This window comes from Streptomyces durbertensis, assembly GCF_014156695.1.
Lineage (GTDB): Bacteria > Actinomycetota > Actinomycetes > Streptomycetales > Streptomycetaceae > Streptomyces > Streptomyces durbertensis.
The window spans coordinates 1-17,597 of record NZ_WMLF01000067.1; the positions used below are offsets into that span (position 1 = coordinate 1).

Sequence of the window (17,597 nt, forward strand, 5' to 3'; positions counted from 1 at the left end):
CAGCAGGACCACGGCGACGGCCACCATGCTGCGCAGTTCCATGGCGCAGCGCTCCCGCAACCACAGCGGGAGCCGTTCGCTCACCGCGAGCCGCAGACCGGCGAGGCGGGACGGCGACCCCGGCACCGGCACCGGCACCGGCGACGATTCGGTCGGCGTCCACTCGTGCGGAGGGCTCTTCGACGGAGTCGGGGTTGTCCGTTCAGCGTGCGCGGCGCTCTTCACGGTGGCGTGGACTGCCCCGGAGCACGCGGGGTCGGCGGCGACGCGTTGCGCGGCAAGCCGTGCGCGGCTCCGGCGAACGGCTCGTCGCGCGGCCGCGACCGCCGCCGCCCTGGGCATCGCGGCCGTCCGGCCGCCGAGCGGCACCACGCGCGCGCCGCGCGGCGGCGCGGTCAGCGCCTGTGACACTGCCGAGCAGGGCACGGTGGTGGCGGGAAAGGCCGGTCGGCTGTCGGGCCGTTGGACGACGTCCAGCGCGGTCCGCTGCGGCGGGAGGAGCTGCTCGGTCCCCGCCGCGGGGCCCGCGGGCTTGTTCACCGTCTCCGCCGTCTCCGCCGTTTCCGCCGCCTCCGCTGTCCCCGTCGGCTCCGTCCGATACGGCGTGGCCGGCTCTGACGTCTCGTTCGCCGGTGCCGGGAACAGCGCGGCGGCGCGGGCCCGTAGGGCGGCGGTCGGGTTCGCCGCGTGTGCGCGGCGGCGGTGACGCCGGCCGGCGCCGGTCCGACCGGGGCCACGGGTGTCTGTGCGTGATCGCGAAGTCATGCGCCAGACCGTAGGGCGAAAGCCGACTTCTTGCTGATCTTGGTGAAATCCTGTGGATAACTCTGCGAGAGCGAAGAATTCGGTCACTCGTCCGAGGTAACGACGGGCCTGTCGGGTTTGGTCGGCACCCCTTGGTTGGCATTCACCCAGGGCAGACGATGGTGCCCAGCAACCCCGGCCCGGTGTGAGCGCCGATCACCGCACCGACCTCGCTCACATGCAGCTCGGCCAGCCGGGGAAGCCGTGCCCTCAGATGCGCGGCGAGCTGGTCGGCCCGTTCGGCGGCGGCGAGGTGGTGCACGGCGACCTCGACCGGCCCGTCGATCGCGGCGGCCCGCTCGACGGTCAGCTCCTCCAACCGGGCGATGGCCCGTGAGGCGGTACGGACCTTCTCCAACGGCTGGATGCGTCCGTCGGCGAGCTCCAGAAGGGGCTTGACGGCAAGCGCGGAGCCCAGCAGCGCCTGGGCGGTGCCGATCCGGCCGCCTCGGCGCAGATAGTCCAGGGTGTCGACGTAGAACAGGGCGGACGTCCCCGCCGCCCTCTCGGTGGCCGCGGCCACCACGTCGTCCGGACCGCGGCCCGCCTCGGCGGCCTCCGCCGCCGCCAGCGCGCTGAAGCCGAGGGCCATCGCGACCATGCCGGTGTCCACGACCCGCACCGGCACCGGGGCCTCCCGCGCCGCGAGCACGGCCGCGTCGTAGGTGCCGGAGAACTCGGCGGAAAGGTGGAGGGAGACGATCGCGTCCGCCCCGGCCTCGGCCACCTGGCGATAGGTGTCGGCGAACGTCTCCGGGCTTGGCCTGGAGGTGGTCACGGGCCGGTGCCGGCGCAGCGCCTCCGCCAGCGCCTCAGCGGAGATGCCGACGCCCTCGTCGTAGGCCCTGCCGTCCACGACGACGGTGAGCGGCACCGACGTGATGCGGCGCTTGGCCAGGGCGGCCGGAGAGAGATACGCCGTGGAGTCGGTGACGATCGCGACATGACGGGGCATGGGCGGAGGTTACCCGGGGGCGGGTGTCCGCAGCAGCTCGCCCCCGCCTTCCGCGCCGGCGGAGGCTTCTCCGACGCACCGGGAGGCGAGTCGAACGACAACCCGGGCGACCACCAGAACGACAACCTGAAGAAGGGAACAGCATGAGGGCTCAACAGCGTCAGACAGGCGCCGTCCGGCTCGGCCTGGTCGGCCGTGTGCGCCGCTGGATGTTTCAACTGACGTCGCGGGTACGGCGGTTCCGGCTCATGCCGGGAAGCTGGTTCCACAGGTCCCGTGCCTCGGCGGCCAGTTGCTCCCGTCGGGGCGGCGAGAGGGCGCCGCGGTCATGGGCCCGCCCGGAACCGCCGCTGCCGCCGGCCTCGCCGGCCGGGGAGGCCGCCCCCTCCCTGGCGGCACTGCCGTCCCCGAGGCCGCGGCCGTCCTTGGTGGTGCCGCCCGAGGTCGTCTTGGTGGTGTTGGTGGTGCCGCCCGAGGCTGTTCCGCTGTCGGAGTCGGCGGGCGTCCAGTGCCGAAGGGCGCCGGTCTCGATGTCGATCTGCTCCCGCAGCGCGGCAAGGCCCTCGGAGTGGTGTCGCCGGGCACGGTCCTGGGCGGCGAAGCGCAGTGCGTCCGCCGACTGCCTGATCTCCTGGGCCCGCTCGCGCAGCTCGGGCAGCCGCTCGGCGATCCGCACCCGGTCGGGTTCGCGTTCGGTGAGGGCGCCCAGCTCGCGGTCGAGGACCCTGGCGTGGTCGTGCAGCTGGTCGAGGAGGGTCAGTGCCTCGCGCAGGGAGGAGTCCTGCCTCGCGGAGGCGGTGAGTTCGGCGCGGGCGGTGTCGACGGAGCCGCGCAGCTCCAGCCGCAGCCGGGCCGCCTGGCCGACCGCGCCGGGCTGGGCCGCCCTGACCCGGATCGACGTCTCGTCGATGCCTCGCCGGACCTGTTCGCCGGCGCGCTCGACGCCCCGGCCGACCGCGCGCGCGGCCCGCACCACGGCGATGACGACAAACGTCATGACAAAGAGCATGATCAGCGCGAACACCACGCCGGCGATCTCCATTCGAACGCATCCCCTGTCCGTCACGACGGTACTGCCCCGACCGGGCGCATCCACGCGCTCCCGTCGTTCCAGAGTAGTCCGCCGGGGAGACGGCAGGGGGCGGTCCGGGCCCCGAAGGATCCCGGACCGCCCCCTGCCCGGTCCCGTAGGGGACGCGGGTGACCGCCGGAGTGACGGCCGTCCGTCAGGCCGGCACGATGTTGACCAGCTTCGGCGCCCGGACGATCACCTTCCTGATGTCCGCGCCCCCGAGGGCCGCCACGACGGCGGGCTCGGCCAGCGCCCGCGCCTGCAGCTCCTCGTCACCGATCTGCGGCGAGACCTCCAGGCGGGCCTTGACCTTGCCCTTGACCTGGACGACGCAGGTGACGGCCTCGTCGACGACGTAGGCGGGGTCGGCGACGGGGAAGTCGGCGCGGGTGACCGAGCCTTCCCCGCCGAGTCGGTGCCACAGCTCCTCGGCGATGTGCGGAGCGAGCGGCGCGACCAGGAGCACCAGCGTCTCGGCCGCCGTCCGCGGCACCCGCGCCAGCTTGGTGACGTGGTTGTTCAGCTCGGTGATCTTCGCGATGGCGGTGTTGAACCGCAGGTTGCCCAGGTCCTGGCCGACACCGTCGATCGCCTTGTGCATGGCCCGCAGGGTGGCCTCGTCCGGCGTGTCGTCGACGACGGTGACCTCTCCGGAGGTCTCGTCCACCACGTTCCGCCACAGTCGCTGGAGCAGGCGGTACTGGCCGACGACCGCCCGGGTGTCCCAGGGGCGCGACACGTCCAGCGGCCCCATCGCCATCTCGTACAGGCGCAGCGTGTCGGCGCCGTACTCGGCGCAGATCTCGTCGGGTGTGACGGCGTTCTTCAGGGACTTGCCCATCTTGCCGAGTTCGCGCCTGACCGGCTGGCCGTCGTGGAAGTAGCCGCCGTCACCCTCCTCGACCTCCGCCGCCGGAACGGGGAAGCCGCGCTCGTCCCGGTACACGTACGCCTGGATCATGCCCTGGTTGAACAGCTTGTGGAACGGCTCCGCCGACGAGACGTACCCCAGGTCGTAGAGGACCTTGGACCAGAAGCGGGCGTAGAGCAGGTGCAGCACGGCGTGCTCGGCGCCGCCCACGTACAGGTCGACGCCGCCGTGCGGCATGCCGTCCCGGGGGCCCATCCAGTACTGCTCGATCTCGGGGTCGACCAGGCGCTCGCCGTTGTGCGGGTCCAGGTAGCGGAACTCGTACCAGCAGGAACCGGCCCAGTTGGGCATGGTGTTGGTCTCGCGGCGATACCTCCTTGGCCCGTCACCCAGGTCGAGGGTGACGTTCACCCACTCCTCGTTGCGGGACAGCGGTGTCTCCGGGGAGGTGTCGGAGTCGTCCGGGTCGAAGGTCCGGGGCGAGTAGTCCTCCACCTCCGGCAGTTCCAGCGGCAGCATCGACTCCGGGAGCGGGTGCGCGATCCCGTCCTCGTCGTAGACGATCGGGAAGGGCTCGCCCCAGTACCGCTGGCGGCTGAACAGCCAGTCGCGCAGGCGGTAGTTGACGGTTCCCTCGCCGATCCCCCTCTCGACCAGCCACTCGGTCATGGCGGCCTTGGCGGCGGGCACCTCCAGACCGTCCAGGCTCACCCCCTCGCCACTGGAGTTGATCAGCTTCGCGTCGTAGGAGTCGAAGGCGTCGTCCCAGGCGGCCGGGTCGGTGCCGCGTCCGTCCACCGGCTCCACCACGCAGCGGATGGGCAGCTCGAAGGCGCGGGCGAAGGCGAAGTCGCGGGAGTCGTGCGCCGGGACGGCCATGATCGCGCCGGTCCCATAGCCCATCAGGACGTAGTCCGCGATGAAGACGGGGACCCGCTCGCCGCTGACCGGGTTGAGCGCGTACGCGCCGGTGAAGACGCCGGTCTTCTCCTTGGCGTCGGCCTGCCGCTCGACGTCCGACTTGGCCGCGGCCCTCCGGCGGTACTCCGCCACCGCCGCCGCCGGGCTGCGGTGGCCGCCTGTCCACACCTCGTGGGTGTCGGCCGGCCACGCCTCCGGCAGCAGTTCGTCCACCAGGGGGTGTTCGGGTGCCAGCACCATGTAGGTGGCGCCGAAGAGGGTGTCCTGGCGGGTGGTGAAGACGGTGATGTGCCGGCCCTCGCCCACCGGGAAGTCCACCCGCGCGCCTTCGGAGCGGCCGATCCAGTTGCGCTGCTGGAGCTTGATCGCCTCGGGCCAGTCCAGCCCGTCCAGGTCGTTCAGCAGCCGCTCGGCGTAGGCGGTGATGCGCATGTTCCACTGGCGCAGGTTCGCCTTGAAGACGGGGAAGTTGCCGCGCTCGGAGCGCCCTTCGGCGGTGACCTCCTCGTTCGCCAGCACGGTTCCCAGGCCGGGGCACCAGTTGACGGGGGCGTCGGAGGCGTAGGCCAGCCGGTACTGGCCCAGCAGGTCGGCGCGCTCGGCGGCGCTCAGCTCGGACCAGGGGGCCGTGCCATCGGGGGTGGGGCGGTCGCCGGACTCGAACTGCTCGACCAGTTCGTCGACCGGGCGGGCGCGGTCGGCCTCGGTGTCGTACCAGGAGTTGAAGATCTGGAGGAAGATCCACTGCGTCCAGCGGTAGTAGTCGGGGTCGATCGTCGCGAACGAGCGCCGCCGGTCGTGCCCCAGGCCCAGTCGGCGCAGCTGCGCCTTCATGTTCCCGATGTTGGCCTCGGTGGACACCCGGGGGTGGGTCCCCGTCTGCACCGCGTACTGCTCGGCCGGCAGGCCGAACGCGTCGAAGCCCAGCGTGTGCAGGACGTTGTGGCCGGTCATCCGCTGGTGGCGGGCGTAGACGTCGGTGGCGATGTACCCCAGCGGGTGGCCGACGTGCAGGCCGGCCCCCGACGGATAGGGGAACATGTCCATGATGAACCGCTTCGGCCGCCGCGCCAGCTCGGCCTGTGCGCCGTCGCCGGAGAGGTCGCCCGCCGGGTTGGGGGCCTCGTAGGTGCCGTCCTTCTCCCAGAAGTCCTGCCACCGCGCCTCGATGTCGGCGGCCAGGGCCGCCGTGTAGCGGTGCGGGGCCGCGCTCTCTGCGGGGTTCACGGTCTGGCTCATGTCCTCAAAGCTCCATCGGGTGTCTCTGCCTGCGGAAACGAAAAAGCCCCTCGCACAGGAGGGGACGCCGCGCCGATCCTGGCCCGAGAAGGCCGGTGGTTCATCAGCGCGGCTCGCTAAGCAGAAGGCGTACGGCACGCATGCGGTCAGGGTACCGCAAGGGCCGGGCGGGATCGGCGCCAGCCGGAACACGCCGATGGGCCGCCCACCAGGTGGACGGCCCATCAGGACGATGTGGAGCTAAGGAGAATTGAACTCCTGACCTCTTGCATGCCATGCAAGCGCTCTACCAACTGAGCTATAGCCCCGTGTCTGGTCCCCCGCGGGTTCTCCCCGCGGCGGCGTCGCCTACTTTACACGGACCCCACCCGGCTTTGCCAAATCCGTTCCGCGGCCGGCGCCCGCGCGACGCCGGGCGGGACGCGGCGCCCGACGCGGCGCCCGACGGGGCGGCCCCGGTGCGGCCCCGGTGCAGCGGCGGGGTCAGGCCGCGACGAAGGAGTAGAAGCGCTTGAGGGCGCAGTGCTCCTCCAGCAGCCGCCCGTAGATGGGTTCGCCCTCAAGCTCCCGATACGTCTCGATCGGGTCGCCTTTTATGATCAGCGCCCGCGCGCACTCCACACACCAGTACTGGAAGCGGACGTTGACCGGCTCCATGTCGCGGACGATCGGAGTACCGCTACCGCACCAGTCGCATTTCCTGCTGTGCGCGCCCATCAGTCCCTATCAGCTCCAGCTTCGGCTACAGGCCGTGGCGCCCGCGGGCAGCCCTGTCCTCGCTCGCAGGCCGACAGCCGGCCTCCCCCGAACCTGCGTCCTCCGGCCGCCCTGTGGGCTCCGTCACCGCGGAAGGCCCCCGTCCGTCCGGGGACTGATTCTGCCACGGGCGGTGATCGTCAGGGAGACCGCCCGACAAAGCAAAGATCCCGCCCCCCAGTGGGGACGGGATCGGACTGTGGAGCTAAGGAGAATTGAACTCCTGACCTCTTGCATGCCATGCAAGCGCTCTACCAACTGAGCTATAGCCCCGCGTCCCGGCTTCGGCTTCCGCCGTGCCGCGAACGAGTTGAACTCTACCCGGTGACCAGCCGAAAGACGAAATCGGCGGTCGGGACCGGGAGGCACGGCCGGACGCCGGGCGGGGCGGGGACGCTAGTCGTCGTCGCCCAGGACAGGCTCGGGGAGCGTCCCGGCGTTGTGCTCCAGGAGGCGCCAGCCCCGGACGCTCTCGCCGAGCACGGACCAGCAGCAGTTGGTGAGGCCGCCGAGCGCCTCCCAGGAACCGGGGTCCAGACCGATCAGCCGGCCGATGGTGGTGCGGATCGTGCCGCCGTGGCTGACGACGACGAGAGTGCCCTCGTCGGGCAACTTCTCGGCGTTGGCCTCGACGACGGGCGCCGCCCGGTCGGCGACCTCGGTCTCCAGCTCACCTCCGCCCCGGCGGACCGGCTCCCCGCGCTTCCACGCCGCGTACTGCTCGCCGTAGCTGGCGACGATCTCGTCGTGCGTCAGCCCCTGCCAGACGCCGGCGTAGGTCTCCCGCAGCTCCTCGTAGTGGGTGACCTCGAGGCCGGTCAGTTCGGCCAGCTCGGACGCGGTGGCCCGGGTGCGGGTCAGGTCCGAGGAGATGATGGCGGCCGGTCGCAGTCCGGCCAGCAGCCGTGCGGCCCGGCGCGCCTGGTTCAGACCCTCGGCGGTGAGCGGCACGTCCGTGGTGCCCTGGAAGCGGCGCTCCAGGTTCCAGGACGTCTGGCCGTGTCGCCACAGGACGATGCGCCGGCCGCGGTTCACGAGGCGCCTCCGTCTGCGGCCTCCTCGGTTCCGGCGCCCTCGGTGCCGTCGGCCGGCGCCCCCTTGCCCCGGGTGGCGACGGCGTCGGCGGGCAGGTCCAGTTCGGGGCAGTCCTTCCACAGCCGCTCCAGGGCGTAGAAGACCCGCTCCTCGCTGTGCTGGACGTGGACGACGATGTCGACGAAGTCGAGCAGCACCCAGCGCCCGTCGCGCTCGCCCTCGCGGCGCACCGGCTTGACGCCGAGCTCCTTGAGGAGGTGCTCCTCGATGCCGTCGACGATCGACTTGACCTGGCGGTCGTTGGGTGCCGAGGCCAGAAGGAAGGCGTCGGTGATGGAGAGCACGTCACTGACGTCGTAGGCGACGATGTCGTGCGCGAGCTTGTCGGCGGCGGCCTGGGCGGCGGCGTTGATCAGCTCGACGGAACGGTCCGTGGCGGTCACAGGCGGAGCTTTCGGGTAGGCGGTCGGTACCGGACTAGGGTCTCACGACCGCCCGCCCGTGCGTTCGGGCACCGGCCGGGACGCCGGGTCACTGCTTGTAGTCCTGCCCCAGCACCACGGTGATGTCCGCGTTGGCCGCGCCTTCGCCCTTGGTGACCGCGTCCGCGTCGAGTCCGAGGGTTCTGGCCGCCTCCTTGGCCTGTTCCGCGTGGTTGTCACGGCGGTAGGTGATCGCGCTCTTCGCGGCCGGCTCGTCGGCGGCGCCGGTGGAGACGACGGTGAAGCCGCCGTTCACCAAGGTGACGCGGGCGTCGTCGGCGGCGCCCCGGTTGCCGCTGGCGTTCCGGACGGTGAGGCGGGCCGTGGCCTGCGGGTCGGCGTTGGTGACGTTGCCGCCCAGCACCTCCTTGACCAGCCCCTGGGCGGTCTTCTCGCTGAGGGTGCCGTCCGCTTCGACGGGCAGCAGTTCGGTGCGGTAGGCGCCGGCTCTGGCGTGCTTGGCCAGTCGGGCGAGGGCCGCGCCGAGCTGCGCCTCGGAGAGGTGCGGGTCGGGGATCTGGCCGAGGGACTCGACGGTTGTCGTGGCGGCGTCCTCGTCCGTGGAGACCTTCTTCAGGACGGCCTGCATGACCTGTCCGAAGCGGGCGAGCTGCCTGGTCTGCGGCTCGCTCTCGCCGCGGTGGGTGGCGTAGGCGACCGCGGCGACGCCGTTGAGCTCCTGGCCGGCGCCCTGCTTCACCAGCGGCCGGTCGCCGTCCTTCTCGCCCGGCACGGTGGTGTCGGACTTCACGGTGATGCCGCCGACCATCTCGACCAGGTTCTCCAGGTACGGCGTGTCCAGTCGCCAGGTGCCCTCGATGCGGGCGCCGAGCAGCCCGTTGAGCGCGTCCCTGGTGGCTCCCGCGCCCTCGGCGGCGAACGCCCTGCCGAGCGTCGTGGAGCCCCCCTCGCCGGAGCTGAGCGCGAGCGCGTTCGGCAGCAGCACGGTGGTGCCCCGGCCGGCGGTCTGGTTGTTGACCAGCAGCGCGGTGGAGATGTCGCCGCTGCCGAGTTCGCGGAGGTGGACGACGATGACGTGGCGGGTGTCCGGTTTGGCTTCGGTGCCGGCCTCGGTCTCGGCGAAGCCGGGCAGCTTGCCCGCGTACCAGAGGTATCCCAGGCCGCCGGTCAGCGCGAGCACAAGCGCGACGACGGCGGCCACGACTCTGTTCCGGCCGCGCCGCTTGGCCTCCTCGCGGCGCTCGGTGCGGCTCTCGCTGAACTTCAGCCAGTCGATGACGTCCTCGGACTCGTCGTTCTCCTCCTCGATGAAGGAGAACTCCTCGGTCCGGTACTCCTCGGCGGCGGGGTCGTCCGTGGCACGGCGCTCGGTCGGCTCGGCGGCGGCGCTCCGGCCGGTGTTGTCCCGTGCCCCGCCCGGCGGCCCGTCGGTGGCGGTGTCGTCCCGCGGCGTGCGGGGGCGCGGCGTCCGCCCGGGCGCCGCCGCGGGCGGGTACGGGTCGTCCGGCGCGGGGTCGTACGGATCGTCCGGTGCCGGCTCGGTCGCGGTGGGCGCGGGCGCGGCCGCCCGGGGCTGCGCGGATGCGTAGCCGCCGCGCGGGTCGTGGGAGTCGTAGGCGCCGTGGGGGTCGTAGGCGCCCTGCGAGCCGTAGCCCCCGTAGGAGGAGGGGTCGTAGGTGCCGCCGTCGTAGGCGGGGTAGCCGTCGTACCCGGCCCCGGCGGTCCCCGCGGGGTAGCCGCTGTGGCCGTCCGCGCCCGGGTAGCCGTAGCCGCCGCCTGTCGGGTGGCCGGATCCGGCGGGGTAGCCGGAGGTGTCGGCATAGCCGGAGGAGTCACCGTAGCCGGAGCTGTCGGGACGGCCCGAGGCGTCCCGATAGCCCGAGGTGTCCGGGTAGCCGGAGGTGTCCGGGTAGCCGGAGGCTGCGGAGTAGCCGGTGTTCTGCGGGTGGCCCGGGTAGTCCGCCGGGGGCTGGTGTCCGCCGGCGTCGGGCTCCGCGCCGTACCGCTGGTGACCGGTTTCGGCCGCGTGAGGTCCGTGCCCCGGCTGCTGGGCGTACGGGTCGTAGTACAGGGGTCGGCCGTACTCGTCGTACCCGTGGAAGTGCTGGTCCCCGTGCGGATCCTGCCGGTCGTTCACGCCTCTCCGCCCCTCTAGCCCCTCGGTGCCCCGGCACCCCGGTACAGCTGGCGCTTGTTGATGTAACGGACGACGCCGTCCGGCACCAGGTACCAGACGGGGTCGCCGTGCGCCACCCGCGCGCGGCAGTCCGTGGAGGAGATGGCCAGCGCGGGCACCTCGATCAGCGACACACCGCCCGCGGGCAGTCCGGGGTCGGCCAGGTGGTGGCCCGGCCTCGTGACCCCGATGAAGTGGGCGAGCGAGAACAGCTCCTCGGCGTCGCGCCAGGTGAGGATCTGCGCGAGCGCGTCGGCGCCGGTGATGAAGAAGAGCTCGGCGTCCGGGTGTTGGGCGTGCAGGTCCCGCAGCGTGTCGATGGTGTACGTACGACCGGGCCGGTCGATGTCGATGCGGCTGACGGAGAACTGCGGGTTGGACGCGGTGGCGATGACGGTCATCAGGTAGCGGTCCTCGGCGGGCGAGACGACCTGGTGACTCTTCTGCCAGGGCTGACCGGTGGGCACGAAGACGACCTCGTCGAGGTCGAACCGTGCGGCCACCTCGCTGGCGGCGACCAGGTGTCCGTGGTGGATCGGGTCGAACGTCCCGCCCATGACACCGAGCCGCCGCTTGCCGGCGCCGGGCTCTATGTGCTCTCCCATGCGTGCAGACCCTAACCGCTCCGCCGGCGCCCGGACGCCGCTCAGCGGTCCCGGTTGAAGCTGGTGGTCACGAAGAGCATGAGCAGCAGCACGCCGAGCGCGACGAGGCCGATCACGAGCGGGTTGAAGGTGGCGTGCTCCTCGCCCTGGGCGAGCTGGGCGAGGGCGAGGGCGGAGGTGGCGGCAGTCATCGTCAGGACCAATCCGTGATGCGTGGGCTGGGCGTCTGGCAAGCGGGTTCCGGCGAGGCCGCCTCCGTCGGGGTGGCGCCTCGGGCAGAAGCTGCCCACATGGTAAGCGCAGCGGGTTCGTGCGGCTCGGTGTGCCCACCCCGTACTCTTGGCGGTAGCCAGTGCAGGCAGCCAGGGGGACGGGCTGACAGACCCGTGATAGGGGGCCATTGATGACAAACGACCACGAGGCCGGAGAGCAGCTGAGCCGGAACCGCCGCCGCTTCCCCGGCATCTCCTCCCGCGCCTACGAGCACCCCGCCGACCGCTCCGCGCTGGTGGCGCTGCGCAAGCTGACCGGTTTTGACACCGTGTTCAAGACGCTCAGCGGGATGCTGCCCGAGCGCAGTCTGCGGCTGCTGTTCCTGTCGGACTCGGTGCGGGTCAGCGACCAGCAGTTCGCCCATCTGAACGACATGCTTCGCGACGCCTGCTACATCCTGGACCTGGAGCGGGTCCCGCCGATGTACGTCACGCAGGACCCGCAGCCGAACGCGATGTGCATCGGCCTCGACCAGCCGATCATCGTGCTCACCACCGGGCTGGTGGAGCTGCTGGACGAGGAGGAGATGCGGACGGTGATCGGCCACGAGGTCGGTCACGCGCTGTCCGGGCACGCGGTGTACCGGACGATCCTGCTGTTCCTGACGAACTTCGCGGTGAAGGTGGCCTGGATCCCGCTGGGCAACGTCGCGATCATGGCGCTGGTGACGGCGCTGCGCGAGTGGTTCCGCAAGTCGGAGCTGTCGGCCGACCGGGCTGGGCTGCTGGTCGGGCAGGACCTCCAGGCGTCGATGCGGGCGCTGATGAAGCTCGCCGGTGGCAACCACCTCCACCAGATGAACGTGGACGCCTTCCTGGCGCAGGCGGAGGAGTACGACGCCGGCGGTGACCTGCGGGACTCCGTCCTGAAGATCCTCAACGTGCTGCCCCGCAGCCACCCGTTCACCACGGTCCGCGCCGCGGAGCTGAAGAAGTGGGCGGAGAGCCGGGACCACCAGAGGCTGATGGACGGCCACTACCCGCGGCGGGACGAGGACAAGGACGCCTCCTTTCGCGACTCCGTCAAGGAGTCGGCCGGGTACTACTCCGAGAGTGTGAAGAGCAGCAAGGACCCGCTGATGGGTCTGGTCCGCGGTCTGGCGGACGGCGCCGGGGATCTCGGCGGGAAGCTGCGGGACTTCGCCACCGGTGCCGGCAACCGGCCGGGTGGCGGAGGTGCCGCCGGCGACGCGCGCAACGGCACCTCCGGCTCCGAGTAGCGGCGCGGGCACACCCCAGGGCCCGGGCCCTGAGTCCGGTCCGGGCTCTGGGTCCGGGTGGGACGCTCAGCCCAGGTCGGGCTGGGCGGTGCGGGCCAGTACGCCGCAGAGCGCGGTGCGTGTGTCGTCACGCGAGTAGGGGTCGGTGCCGACGGAGCCGTCGGCGCCGACGTCCTCGCCGGCCAGCAGCGGGCGCAGCCAGTCGTGGGTGTCCTCGGCGCACGGCAGCGGTCCGGCCTGGACGTCGGCCTGGAGGAGGGTGAGGCGGCCGGTGCGGAGTTCCTCCGGGTTGAAGCGCATCCGCAGCTCGCGTCGGACGGTGAAGAGCGAGGCGTCGGCCTCGGCCTGGCCGGCCGGGCGCAGCGCGTAGACGGCCACGTGGCTGGCGGTGACCTCCAGGGCGCCGCTGCCGGCCTCCGTCACCGTGAAGTCGCCGCGGACGCGTACCCGCGGGTCGGCGAGTTCGGTCTCCTCGGGGTCGAAGCGCACCAGCCAGCCGGTGGCCGTGTGCCGGCCGTCGTCGGTGGCGGCACGCAGGGACTGGTCGAACTGGGCGTACTGCCCCGGGTTCAGCAGCCGGCGGACCGGCCGCACGTCCTCCCCGGTCAGGACGCTCGGGGTGAGCGCGGAGGCGACCACGTACCGCTGGGCGGTGTTGAGGGCGGCCTGCACCTGTCCGACGGAGAAGTGCACGGTGCCGTGGGCCGCGGGCAGTTCGACGGCGGCCGCGCCGGCGCGGAGGTCGCGCGCCTGGCTCGCCTCGAACAGCCTCCCGGGCTCCCCGCCGGGCACGGTCCCGCGGGGCACCAGGGGGACGAGGGTGGCCCGCATCGGTATCTGGGGCGCGGCCGTCGGCGGATCGCCGTAGGGGCTGCGCGCGCCGAGGTAGATGGCCGCGCCGAAGGCGAGCACGATGACCAGCAGCAGGACCACGAACTGCCCCGAGAATCGCCGCCCCGGCCGGCCGTCGGCGGTCGACGGCAGTGCCGTCACCTCGCCGCCTGGCGGGTCGCCGGATGTGTCGTCGACCGGGTCCTTGTGGCGGCTCAGCCGCTCACTGGCCGAGAACTCGCGCAGCCGGGCAGCCCGTACGAAGGACTCGTCGAAGACCGTCGAACGGAACTCGTCGTCCTCGCCGCCGCCCGTCGGCGGGCCCTCGGGAGGGTCTGCGCGCCCGGCCATGGATCCAGCCTAGGCTCCCCGGGGCCTCAGTGGCCCGCCAGAAGGTGACAAGTTCACGCCGTTCAGCGGCGCACCGCCACCGCGCCGGTGTCCGGAGCGCCGACGTGTTCCGCGCTGTCCGGGGAGCGGAGGCCGCTGTCCATCTCGGTCGTGGCGGGCGGGGGCACCGAGTCCTCGCCCTCCTGTCCGCCGCCCCGGTAGGCGGCGCCGACCGCCATCGCCACCACACCCACGCCCATCACCACGGCCAGCAGCCATGCGACCGGGCGGCGCCATCTGAGCGGCGGCCGGTAGCCGGGGCCGTCCTCGCCGTCCCGGTACTCGGTGTAGGCCCGGTAGTTCTGGTACTCGCGGTGCTCCGCGGCCTCCCGGTGCGCGTCGTCCTCGAAGCGCTCCTCGAAGTCGTCCTCGGGCCCGCCGCGCGCCAGCGGCCAGCCCAGCAGCCCGCGGCCGGTGGGGCCGAAGCCCCACGCCTCCTCGGGCGGTGGTTCGCTCTCGGCGCGCGACTGCGCGGCGGCCAGCATCCGCTCCGCCGCCGAGGGCTCGTGGACCGGCGCCGCCCGGATGAAGGACTCGTCGAGGACCACGGAGTCGAACGCGTCGTCCGCCGCTCCGTGGTCGCGGTCCACCGGCTCGTCGCCGTCCGGGAACGGCTGGCCTGCAACCTCGTCCGCCACATGTCCAGCCTAGACCCAATCGGCCGTCCGGGGCAGGCGGACGGCCGATCGGGTTACCCCGTCGGAGTGTCAGTCGCGGATGTGGCCGTCGCCGGTGACGACGTACTTGGTGGAGGTCAGCTCCGGGAGGCCCATCGGGCCCCGGGCGTGCAGCTTCTGGGTGGAGATCCCGATCTCGGCGCCGAAGCCGAACTGGCCGCCGTCGGTGAACCTGGTCGAGGCGTTGACCATGACGGCGGTGGAGTCCACCAGGGAGACGAACCGGCGGGCGGCGGCGGTGTCACGGGTGACCACGGCCTCGGTGTGGCCGGAGGTCCAGCGGCGGATGTGGGCGACCGCCGCGTCCAGGTCGGGCACGACGGCGGCCGCGATGTCGTACGAGAGGTACTCGGTCGCCCAGTCCTCGTCGGTGGCCGGGACGACCTCGTCCGAGGCGGCCTGCCACGCCTTGTCGCCGTGCACGGTGACGCCGGCGTCGGCGAGCGCCTTGAGCGCGCGGGGCAGGAACTCGTCGGCGATGTCGCGGTGCACCAGCACGGTCTCGGCGGCGTTGCACACGCTCGGCCGCTGGGCCTTGGCGTTGATCAGGATCTCGACGGCCGTGTCGAGGTCGGCGGCCCGGTCCACGTACACGTGGCAGTTGCCGGTGCCGGTCTCGATGACCGGCACCGTCGAACCCTCGACGACGGTCTTGATCAGCGAGGCGCCGCCCCGGGGGATCAGCACGTCGACGAGCCCGCGGGCGGTCATCAGCTCGGTGACGCTGTCGCGGCTCTCGCCGGGGACCAGCTGGACCGCGTCGGCGGGCAGCCCGGCCTCGACGACCGCGTCGCGCAGTACCGCGACCAGCGCGGTGTTCGAGGCGTAGGCGGAGGAGGAGCCGCGCAGCAGCACGGCGTTGCCGGACTTCAGGCAGAGCGCGGCGGCGTCCACGGTGACGTTGGGACGGGCCTCGTAGATGATGCCGACGACGCCGAGCGGCACCCGGATCTGGCGGAGTTCGAGCCCGTTGGGCAGCGTCGAGCCGCGCACGACCTCGCCCACCGGGTCGGGCAGGCCGACGACGTGGCGCACGTCGGCGGCGATGGCCGCGACCCGCTCGGGGGTCAGGGTGAGCCGGTCGATGATCGACTCGGCGGTGCCGGCGGCCCGGGCCTTCTCCACGTCCCGGCCGTTCGCCTCGACGATCTCGGCGGTCCGCGCCTCCAGCGCGTCGGCCATGGCGAGCAGCGCGCCGTCCCGCGCGGTACGCGGCAGCGGGGCGAGTACGGCGGCGGCCTCCCGGGCGCGGCGTGCGGTCTCCAGGACGGGTGAGTTCTGCGATGCGCTGCTCATGCGTTCAGCGTAGCCAGCGCAGGGCCCGGACCACGCACGGGTCCGGCACCCGAGACACCCGTCCCGCCCGGTGGACGGGCCCGGACAGGCCCTAGAAGGGATGGACGCCGACCGGTACCGCGGGCGGTGGCCCGTAGCCCTCCGCGACCCGCTGGTGGTAGGTCTCCCGGCCGATGACCTCGAGCCCGACGATCTCCCACGGTGGCAGCTTGGCCGTCGCCCGGTGCTCCCCCCACAGCCGCAGTGCGACGGCCGCCGCGTCGTGCAGGTCGCGCGCCTCCTCCCAGTAGCGGATCTCCGCGTGGTCGTTGGCGTACCTGCTGGTCAGCAGGAAGGGGTGGTCGTGGGCCAGTTGCTCCAGCGACCGGCGGACGTCGGCCAACGGCACCTCCACGCCGGCGACGCTGAGGGTGACGTGCCACAGCCGGGAGGTCTGCGCCTCCTCCCGGTGGTCCGACTCCCCTGCCGCGGTCGGCTTCTGGTCCCCGTTCCTGCGCTGGGGAGACCCCAGCTGGACGCTGGCCAGTCGTCTCATCGGTGGCCTCCTCACGTACGGCGCACGCCTCCGGGCGCTCCTCGGGTGGCGGTCCGCCGTCCACGGTCGGCGCCGCCCGGTCGCGTGTCCGCCTTCGCTGCTCGTTCTCCTGTGCGGTGGGTCGCGGGCCCGACTGCGCGTGCCCGCAACAAAGTTGACCAGTCCCGGCACGCCGGTGTGGGCGTTTTACCGAACGTGCCGCGCAAACGCCGGTCCGCGCCCGGGCGGAAGGCGCCGTTCGCGCCGCGCCCGGCCTGTCGTCGGCGACCGGTGCTCAGTGCAGGAGTACCAGGTCGTCACGGTGGACGATCTCACGTTCGTAGGCCGGTCCGAGCTCCTTGGCCAGCTCGCGCGTCGAACGTCCGAGCAGAGGGGGGATCTCGCGGGCGTCGAAGTTGACGAGGCCGCGTGCGACGGGTGTGCCCGCGCGGTCCCGCAGCTCGACCGGGTCGCCGGCGGAGAAGTCGCCCTCCACTCGTTCGACGCCGGCGGGCAGCAGGGAGGTGCGGCGCTTGACCACGGCCTCCACCGCGCCGTCGTCGAGGATGAGCGCGCCCTGCGGGGCGGAGGCGTGCGCCAGCCACAGCAGCCGGTTGGCCGAGCGGCGGCCGGTCGCGTGGAAGAAGGTGCCGGTGGCGCGGCCGGCCAGTGCGGCGGCGGCGCGGGAGGTGGAGGTGAGCACGACCGGGATGCCGGCGCCCGCGGCGATCCTGGCCGCGTCGACCTTGGTGACCATGCCGCCCGTGCCGACGCCCGCCGAGCCGACGCTGCCGATGGACACCTCGGCGAGGTCCCCCGGGCCGCGTACTTCCGGGATGAGCCGGGTGCCGGGGGTGCTGGGGTCGCCGTCGTAGAGGCCGTCGACGTCGGAGAGCAGGATCAGCAGGTCGGCCCTGACGAGGTGGGCGACCAGCGCGGCGAGGCGGTCGTTGTCGCCGAACCGGATCTCGTCGGTGGCGACGGTGTCGTTCTCGTTCACCACGGGCACCACACCCATCGCCAGCAGCTGGTCGAGGGTGCGGTAGGCGTTGCGGTAGTGGCCCCGCCGACTGGTGTCGTCGGAGGTGAGCAGGACCTGGCCGACGCGGCGCCCGTAGCGGGCGAAGGAGGCGGTGTAGCGGGCGACGAGCAGTCCCTGCCCGACGCTGGCGGCGGCCTGCTGGCGGGCGAGGTCGCGGGGGCGGCCGGGCAGCCCGAGCGGCGCGAGGCCGGCGGCGATGGCTCCGGAGCTGACCAGGACGATCTCCCGGTCCTCGTGTCCGGCGAGCACGTCGACGAGGGCGTCGACCCGGTCGGCGTCGAGTCCCCCGGCGGCGGTGGTCAGCGAGGAGGAGCCGACCTTGACGACAACGCGGCGCGCCTCGGTCACCTCGTGACGCGGCTCCCGTTCCTCCTGCTCCGGCACCTTCTTCTCTCCCTGCACACCGCTCGACCGCTGGTCCGCGCAGCACTGTACGTGACTCCCCCGTCGGACGTCGGAGGTGTCCACGGCCGGAGCG

General features: G+C 72.6%; 15 protein-coding genes, 2 tRNA genes and 1 pseudogene. 1 reads left to right on the top strand and 17 read right to left on the bottom strand.

Translation table 11 applies throughout. The annotated features are described in order from the left end of the window. The 12 genes and pseudogenes from GL263_RS07075 to GL263_RS07130 all read right to left on the bottom strand — a co-directional run. Positions 1-540, bottom strand: a pseudogene (locus tag GL263_RS07075) (hypothetical protein); the annotation flags it as partial. A gap of 367 nt (positions 541-907) precedes the next feature. Beyond that, positions 908-1,759, bottom strand: coding sequence for a DegV family protein (locus tag GL263_RS07080; protein WP_182854726.1), 852 nt, complete (start codon positions 1,757-1,759; stop codon positions 908-910). 214 nt (positions 1,760-1,973) lie between these two features. Further along, on the bottom strand, positions 1,974-2,801 hold the full coding sequence (locus tag GL263_RS07085; protein WP_182854727.1) for a hypothetical protein: 828 nt from the start codon (positions 2,799-2,801) through the stop codon (positions 1,974-1,976). Between the two features lie 184 nt (positions 2,802-2,985). Continuing rightward, a complete protein-coding gene (gene leuS, locus GL263_RS07090; protein ID WP_182854728.1) occupies positions 2,986-5,862 on the bottom strand; it encodes a leucine--tRNA ligase in 2,877 nt (958 codons plus the stop codon). A gap of 235 nt (positions 5,863-6,097) precedes the next feature. Continuing rightward, a tRNA-Ala gene (locus tag GL263_RS07095) sits at positions 6,098-6,170 on the bottom strand. Positions 6,171-6,345: 175 nt separating this feature from the next. Next, positions 6,346-6,579: a hypothetical protein gene (locus tag GL263_RS07100; protein WP_182854729.1), complete on the bottom strand. Its 234-nt coding sequence runs from the start codon at positions 6,577-6,579 to the stop codon at positions 6,346-6,348. A gap of 239 nt (positions 6,580-6,818) precedes the next feature. Next, positions 6,819-6,891, bottom strand: a tRNA-Ala gene (locus tag GL263_RS07105). A 123-nt stretch (positions 6,892-7,014) separates the two neighbouring features. Continuing rightward, a complete protein-coding gene (locus tag GL263_RS07110; RefSeq protein ID WP_182854730.1) occupies positions 7,015-7,653 on the bottom strand; it encodes a histidine phosphatase family protein in 639 nt (212 codons plus the stop codon). Next, positions 7,650-8,096: a ribosome silencing factor gene (gene rsfS, locus GL263_RS07115; RefSeq protein WP_182854731.1), complete on the bottom strand. Its 447-nt coding sequence runs from the start codon at positions 8,094-8,096 to the stop codon at positions 7,650-7,652. Before rsfS ends, GL263_RS07110 begins: the two co-directional genes overlap by 4 nt. 88 nt (positions 8,097-8,184) lie before the next feature. Further along, positions 8,185-10,233 carry an LCP family protein gene (locus tag GL263_RS07120; RefSeq protein WP_182854732.1) on the bottom strand — a complete coding sequence of 683 codons (2,049 nt, stop codon included), beginning with the start codon at positions 10,231-10,233 and terminating at the stop codon, positions 8,185-8,187. A 14-nt stretch (positions 10,234-10,247) separates the two neighbouring features. Beyond that, positions 10,248-10,877, bottom strand: a complete 630-nt coding sequence (gene nadD / locus GL263_RS07125; protein WP_182854733.1) for a nicotinate-nucleotide adenylyltransferase — start codon at positions 10,875-10,877, stop codon at positions 10,248-10,250. 41 nt (positions 10,878-10,918) lie between these two features. Further along, positions 10,919-11,068, bottom strand: a complete 150-nt coding sequence (locus tag GL263_RS07130; protein WP_182854734.1) for a hypothetical protein — start codon at positions 11,066-11,068, stop codon at positions 10,919-10,921. 212 nt (positions 11,069-11,280) lie between these two features. Here GL263_RS07130 and GL263_RS07135 point away from each other — a divergent pair, with 212 nt between their 5' ends. Further along, positions 11,281-12,369, top strand: a complete 1,089-nt coding sequence (locus GL263_RS07135; protein WP_182854735.1) for a M48 family metallopeptidase — start codon at positions 11,281-11,283, stop codon at positions 12,367-12,369. A gap of 66 nt (positions 12,370-12,435) precedes the next feature. Here the strand turns inward: GL263_RS07135 and GL263_RS07140 are convergent, their stop codons facing one another. The 5 genes from GL263_RS07140 to proB all read right to left on the bottom strand — a co-directional run bounded on the left by GL263_RS07140 (position 12,436) and on the right by proB (position 17,467). Then, positions 12,436-13,551 carry an SCO2583 family membrane protein gene (locus GL263_RS07140; protein ID WP_182854736.1) on the bottom strand — a complete coding sequence of 372 codons (1,116 nt, stop codon included), beginning with the start codon at positions 13,549-13,551 and terminating at the stop codon, positions 12,436-12,438. A 62-nt stretch (positions 13,552-13,613) separates the two neighbouring features. Then, positions 13,614-14,228 carry an SCO2584 family spore wall biosynthesis protein gene (locus GL263_RS07145; protein WP_182854737.1) on the bottom strand — a complete coding sequence of 205 codons (615 nt, stop codon included), beginning with the start codon at positions 14,226-14,228 and terminating at the stop codon, positions 13,614-13,616. A gap of 69 nt (positions 14,229-14,297) precedes the next feature. Next, on the bottom strand, positions 14,298-15,563 hold the full coding sequence (locus GL263_RS07150; protein ID WP_182854738.1) for a glutamate-5-semialdehyde dehydrogenase: 1,266 nt from the start codon (positions 15,561-15,563) through the stop codon (positions 14,298-14,300). A gap of 91 nt (positions 15,564-15,654) precedes the next feature. Continuing rightward, the gene (locus tag GL263_RS07155; RefSeq protein ID WP_182854739.1) at positions 15,655-16,098 is read right to left on the bottom strand and encodes a DUF8830 family protein; all 444 of its coding nucleotides are present in this window, start codon (positions 16,096-16,098) and stop codon (positions 15,655-15,657) included. A gap of 274 nt (positions 16,099-16,372) precedes the next feature. Further along, positions 16,373-17,467, bottom strand: a complete 1,095-nt coding sequence (gene proB / locus GL263_RS07160; protein ID WP_182854740.1) for a glutamate 5-kinase — start codon at positions 17,465-17,467, stop codon at positions 16,373-16,375. Positions 17,468-17,597: the final 130 nt, after the last annotated feature.

Coding starts and splice junctions, on each gene's coding strand:
- GL263_RS07080 (WP_182854726.1), bottom strand. CDS start 1,759: ATGCCCCGTCATGTCGCGATCGTCACCGACTCCACGGCGTATCTCTCT.
- GL263_RS07085 (WP_182854727.1), bottom strand. CDS start 2,801: ATGGAGATCGCCGGCGTGGTGTTCGCGCTGATCATGCTCTTTGTCATG.
- leuS (WP_182854728.1), bottom strand. CDS start 5,862: ATGAGCCAGACCGTGAACCCCGCAGAGAGCGCGGCCCCGCACCGCTAC.
- GL263_RS07100 (WP_182854729.1), bottom strand. CDS start 6,579: ATGGGCGCGCACAGCAGGAAATGCGACTGGTGCGGTAGCGGTACTCCG.
- nadD (WP_182854733.1), bottom strand. CDS start 10,877: ATGGGAGAGCACATAGAGCCCGGCGCCGGCAAGCGGCGGCTCGGTGTC.
- GL263_RS07130 (WP_182854734.1), bottom strand. CDS start 11,068: ATGACTGCCGCCACCTCCGCCCTCGCCCTCGCCCAGCTCGCCCAGGGC.
- GL263_RS07135 (WP_182854735.1), top strand. CDS start 11,281: ATGACAAACGACCACGAGGCCGGAGAGCAGCTGAGCCGGAACCGCCGC.
- GL263_RS07140 (WP_182854736.1), bottom strand. CDS start 13,551: ATGGCCGGGCGCGCAGACCCTCCCGAGGGCCCGCCGACGGGCGGCGGC.
- GL263_RS07150 (WP_182854738.1), bottom strand. CDS start 15,563: ATGAGCAGCGCATCGCAGAACTCACCCGTCCTGGAGACCGCACGCCGC.
- GL263_RS07155 (WP_182854739.1), bottom strand. CDS start 16,098: ATGAGACGACTGGCCAGCGTCCAGCTGGGGTCTCCCCAGCGCAGGAAC.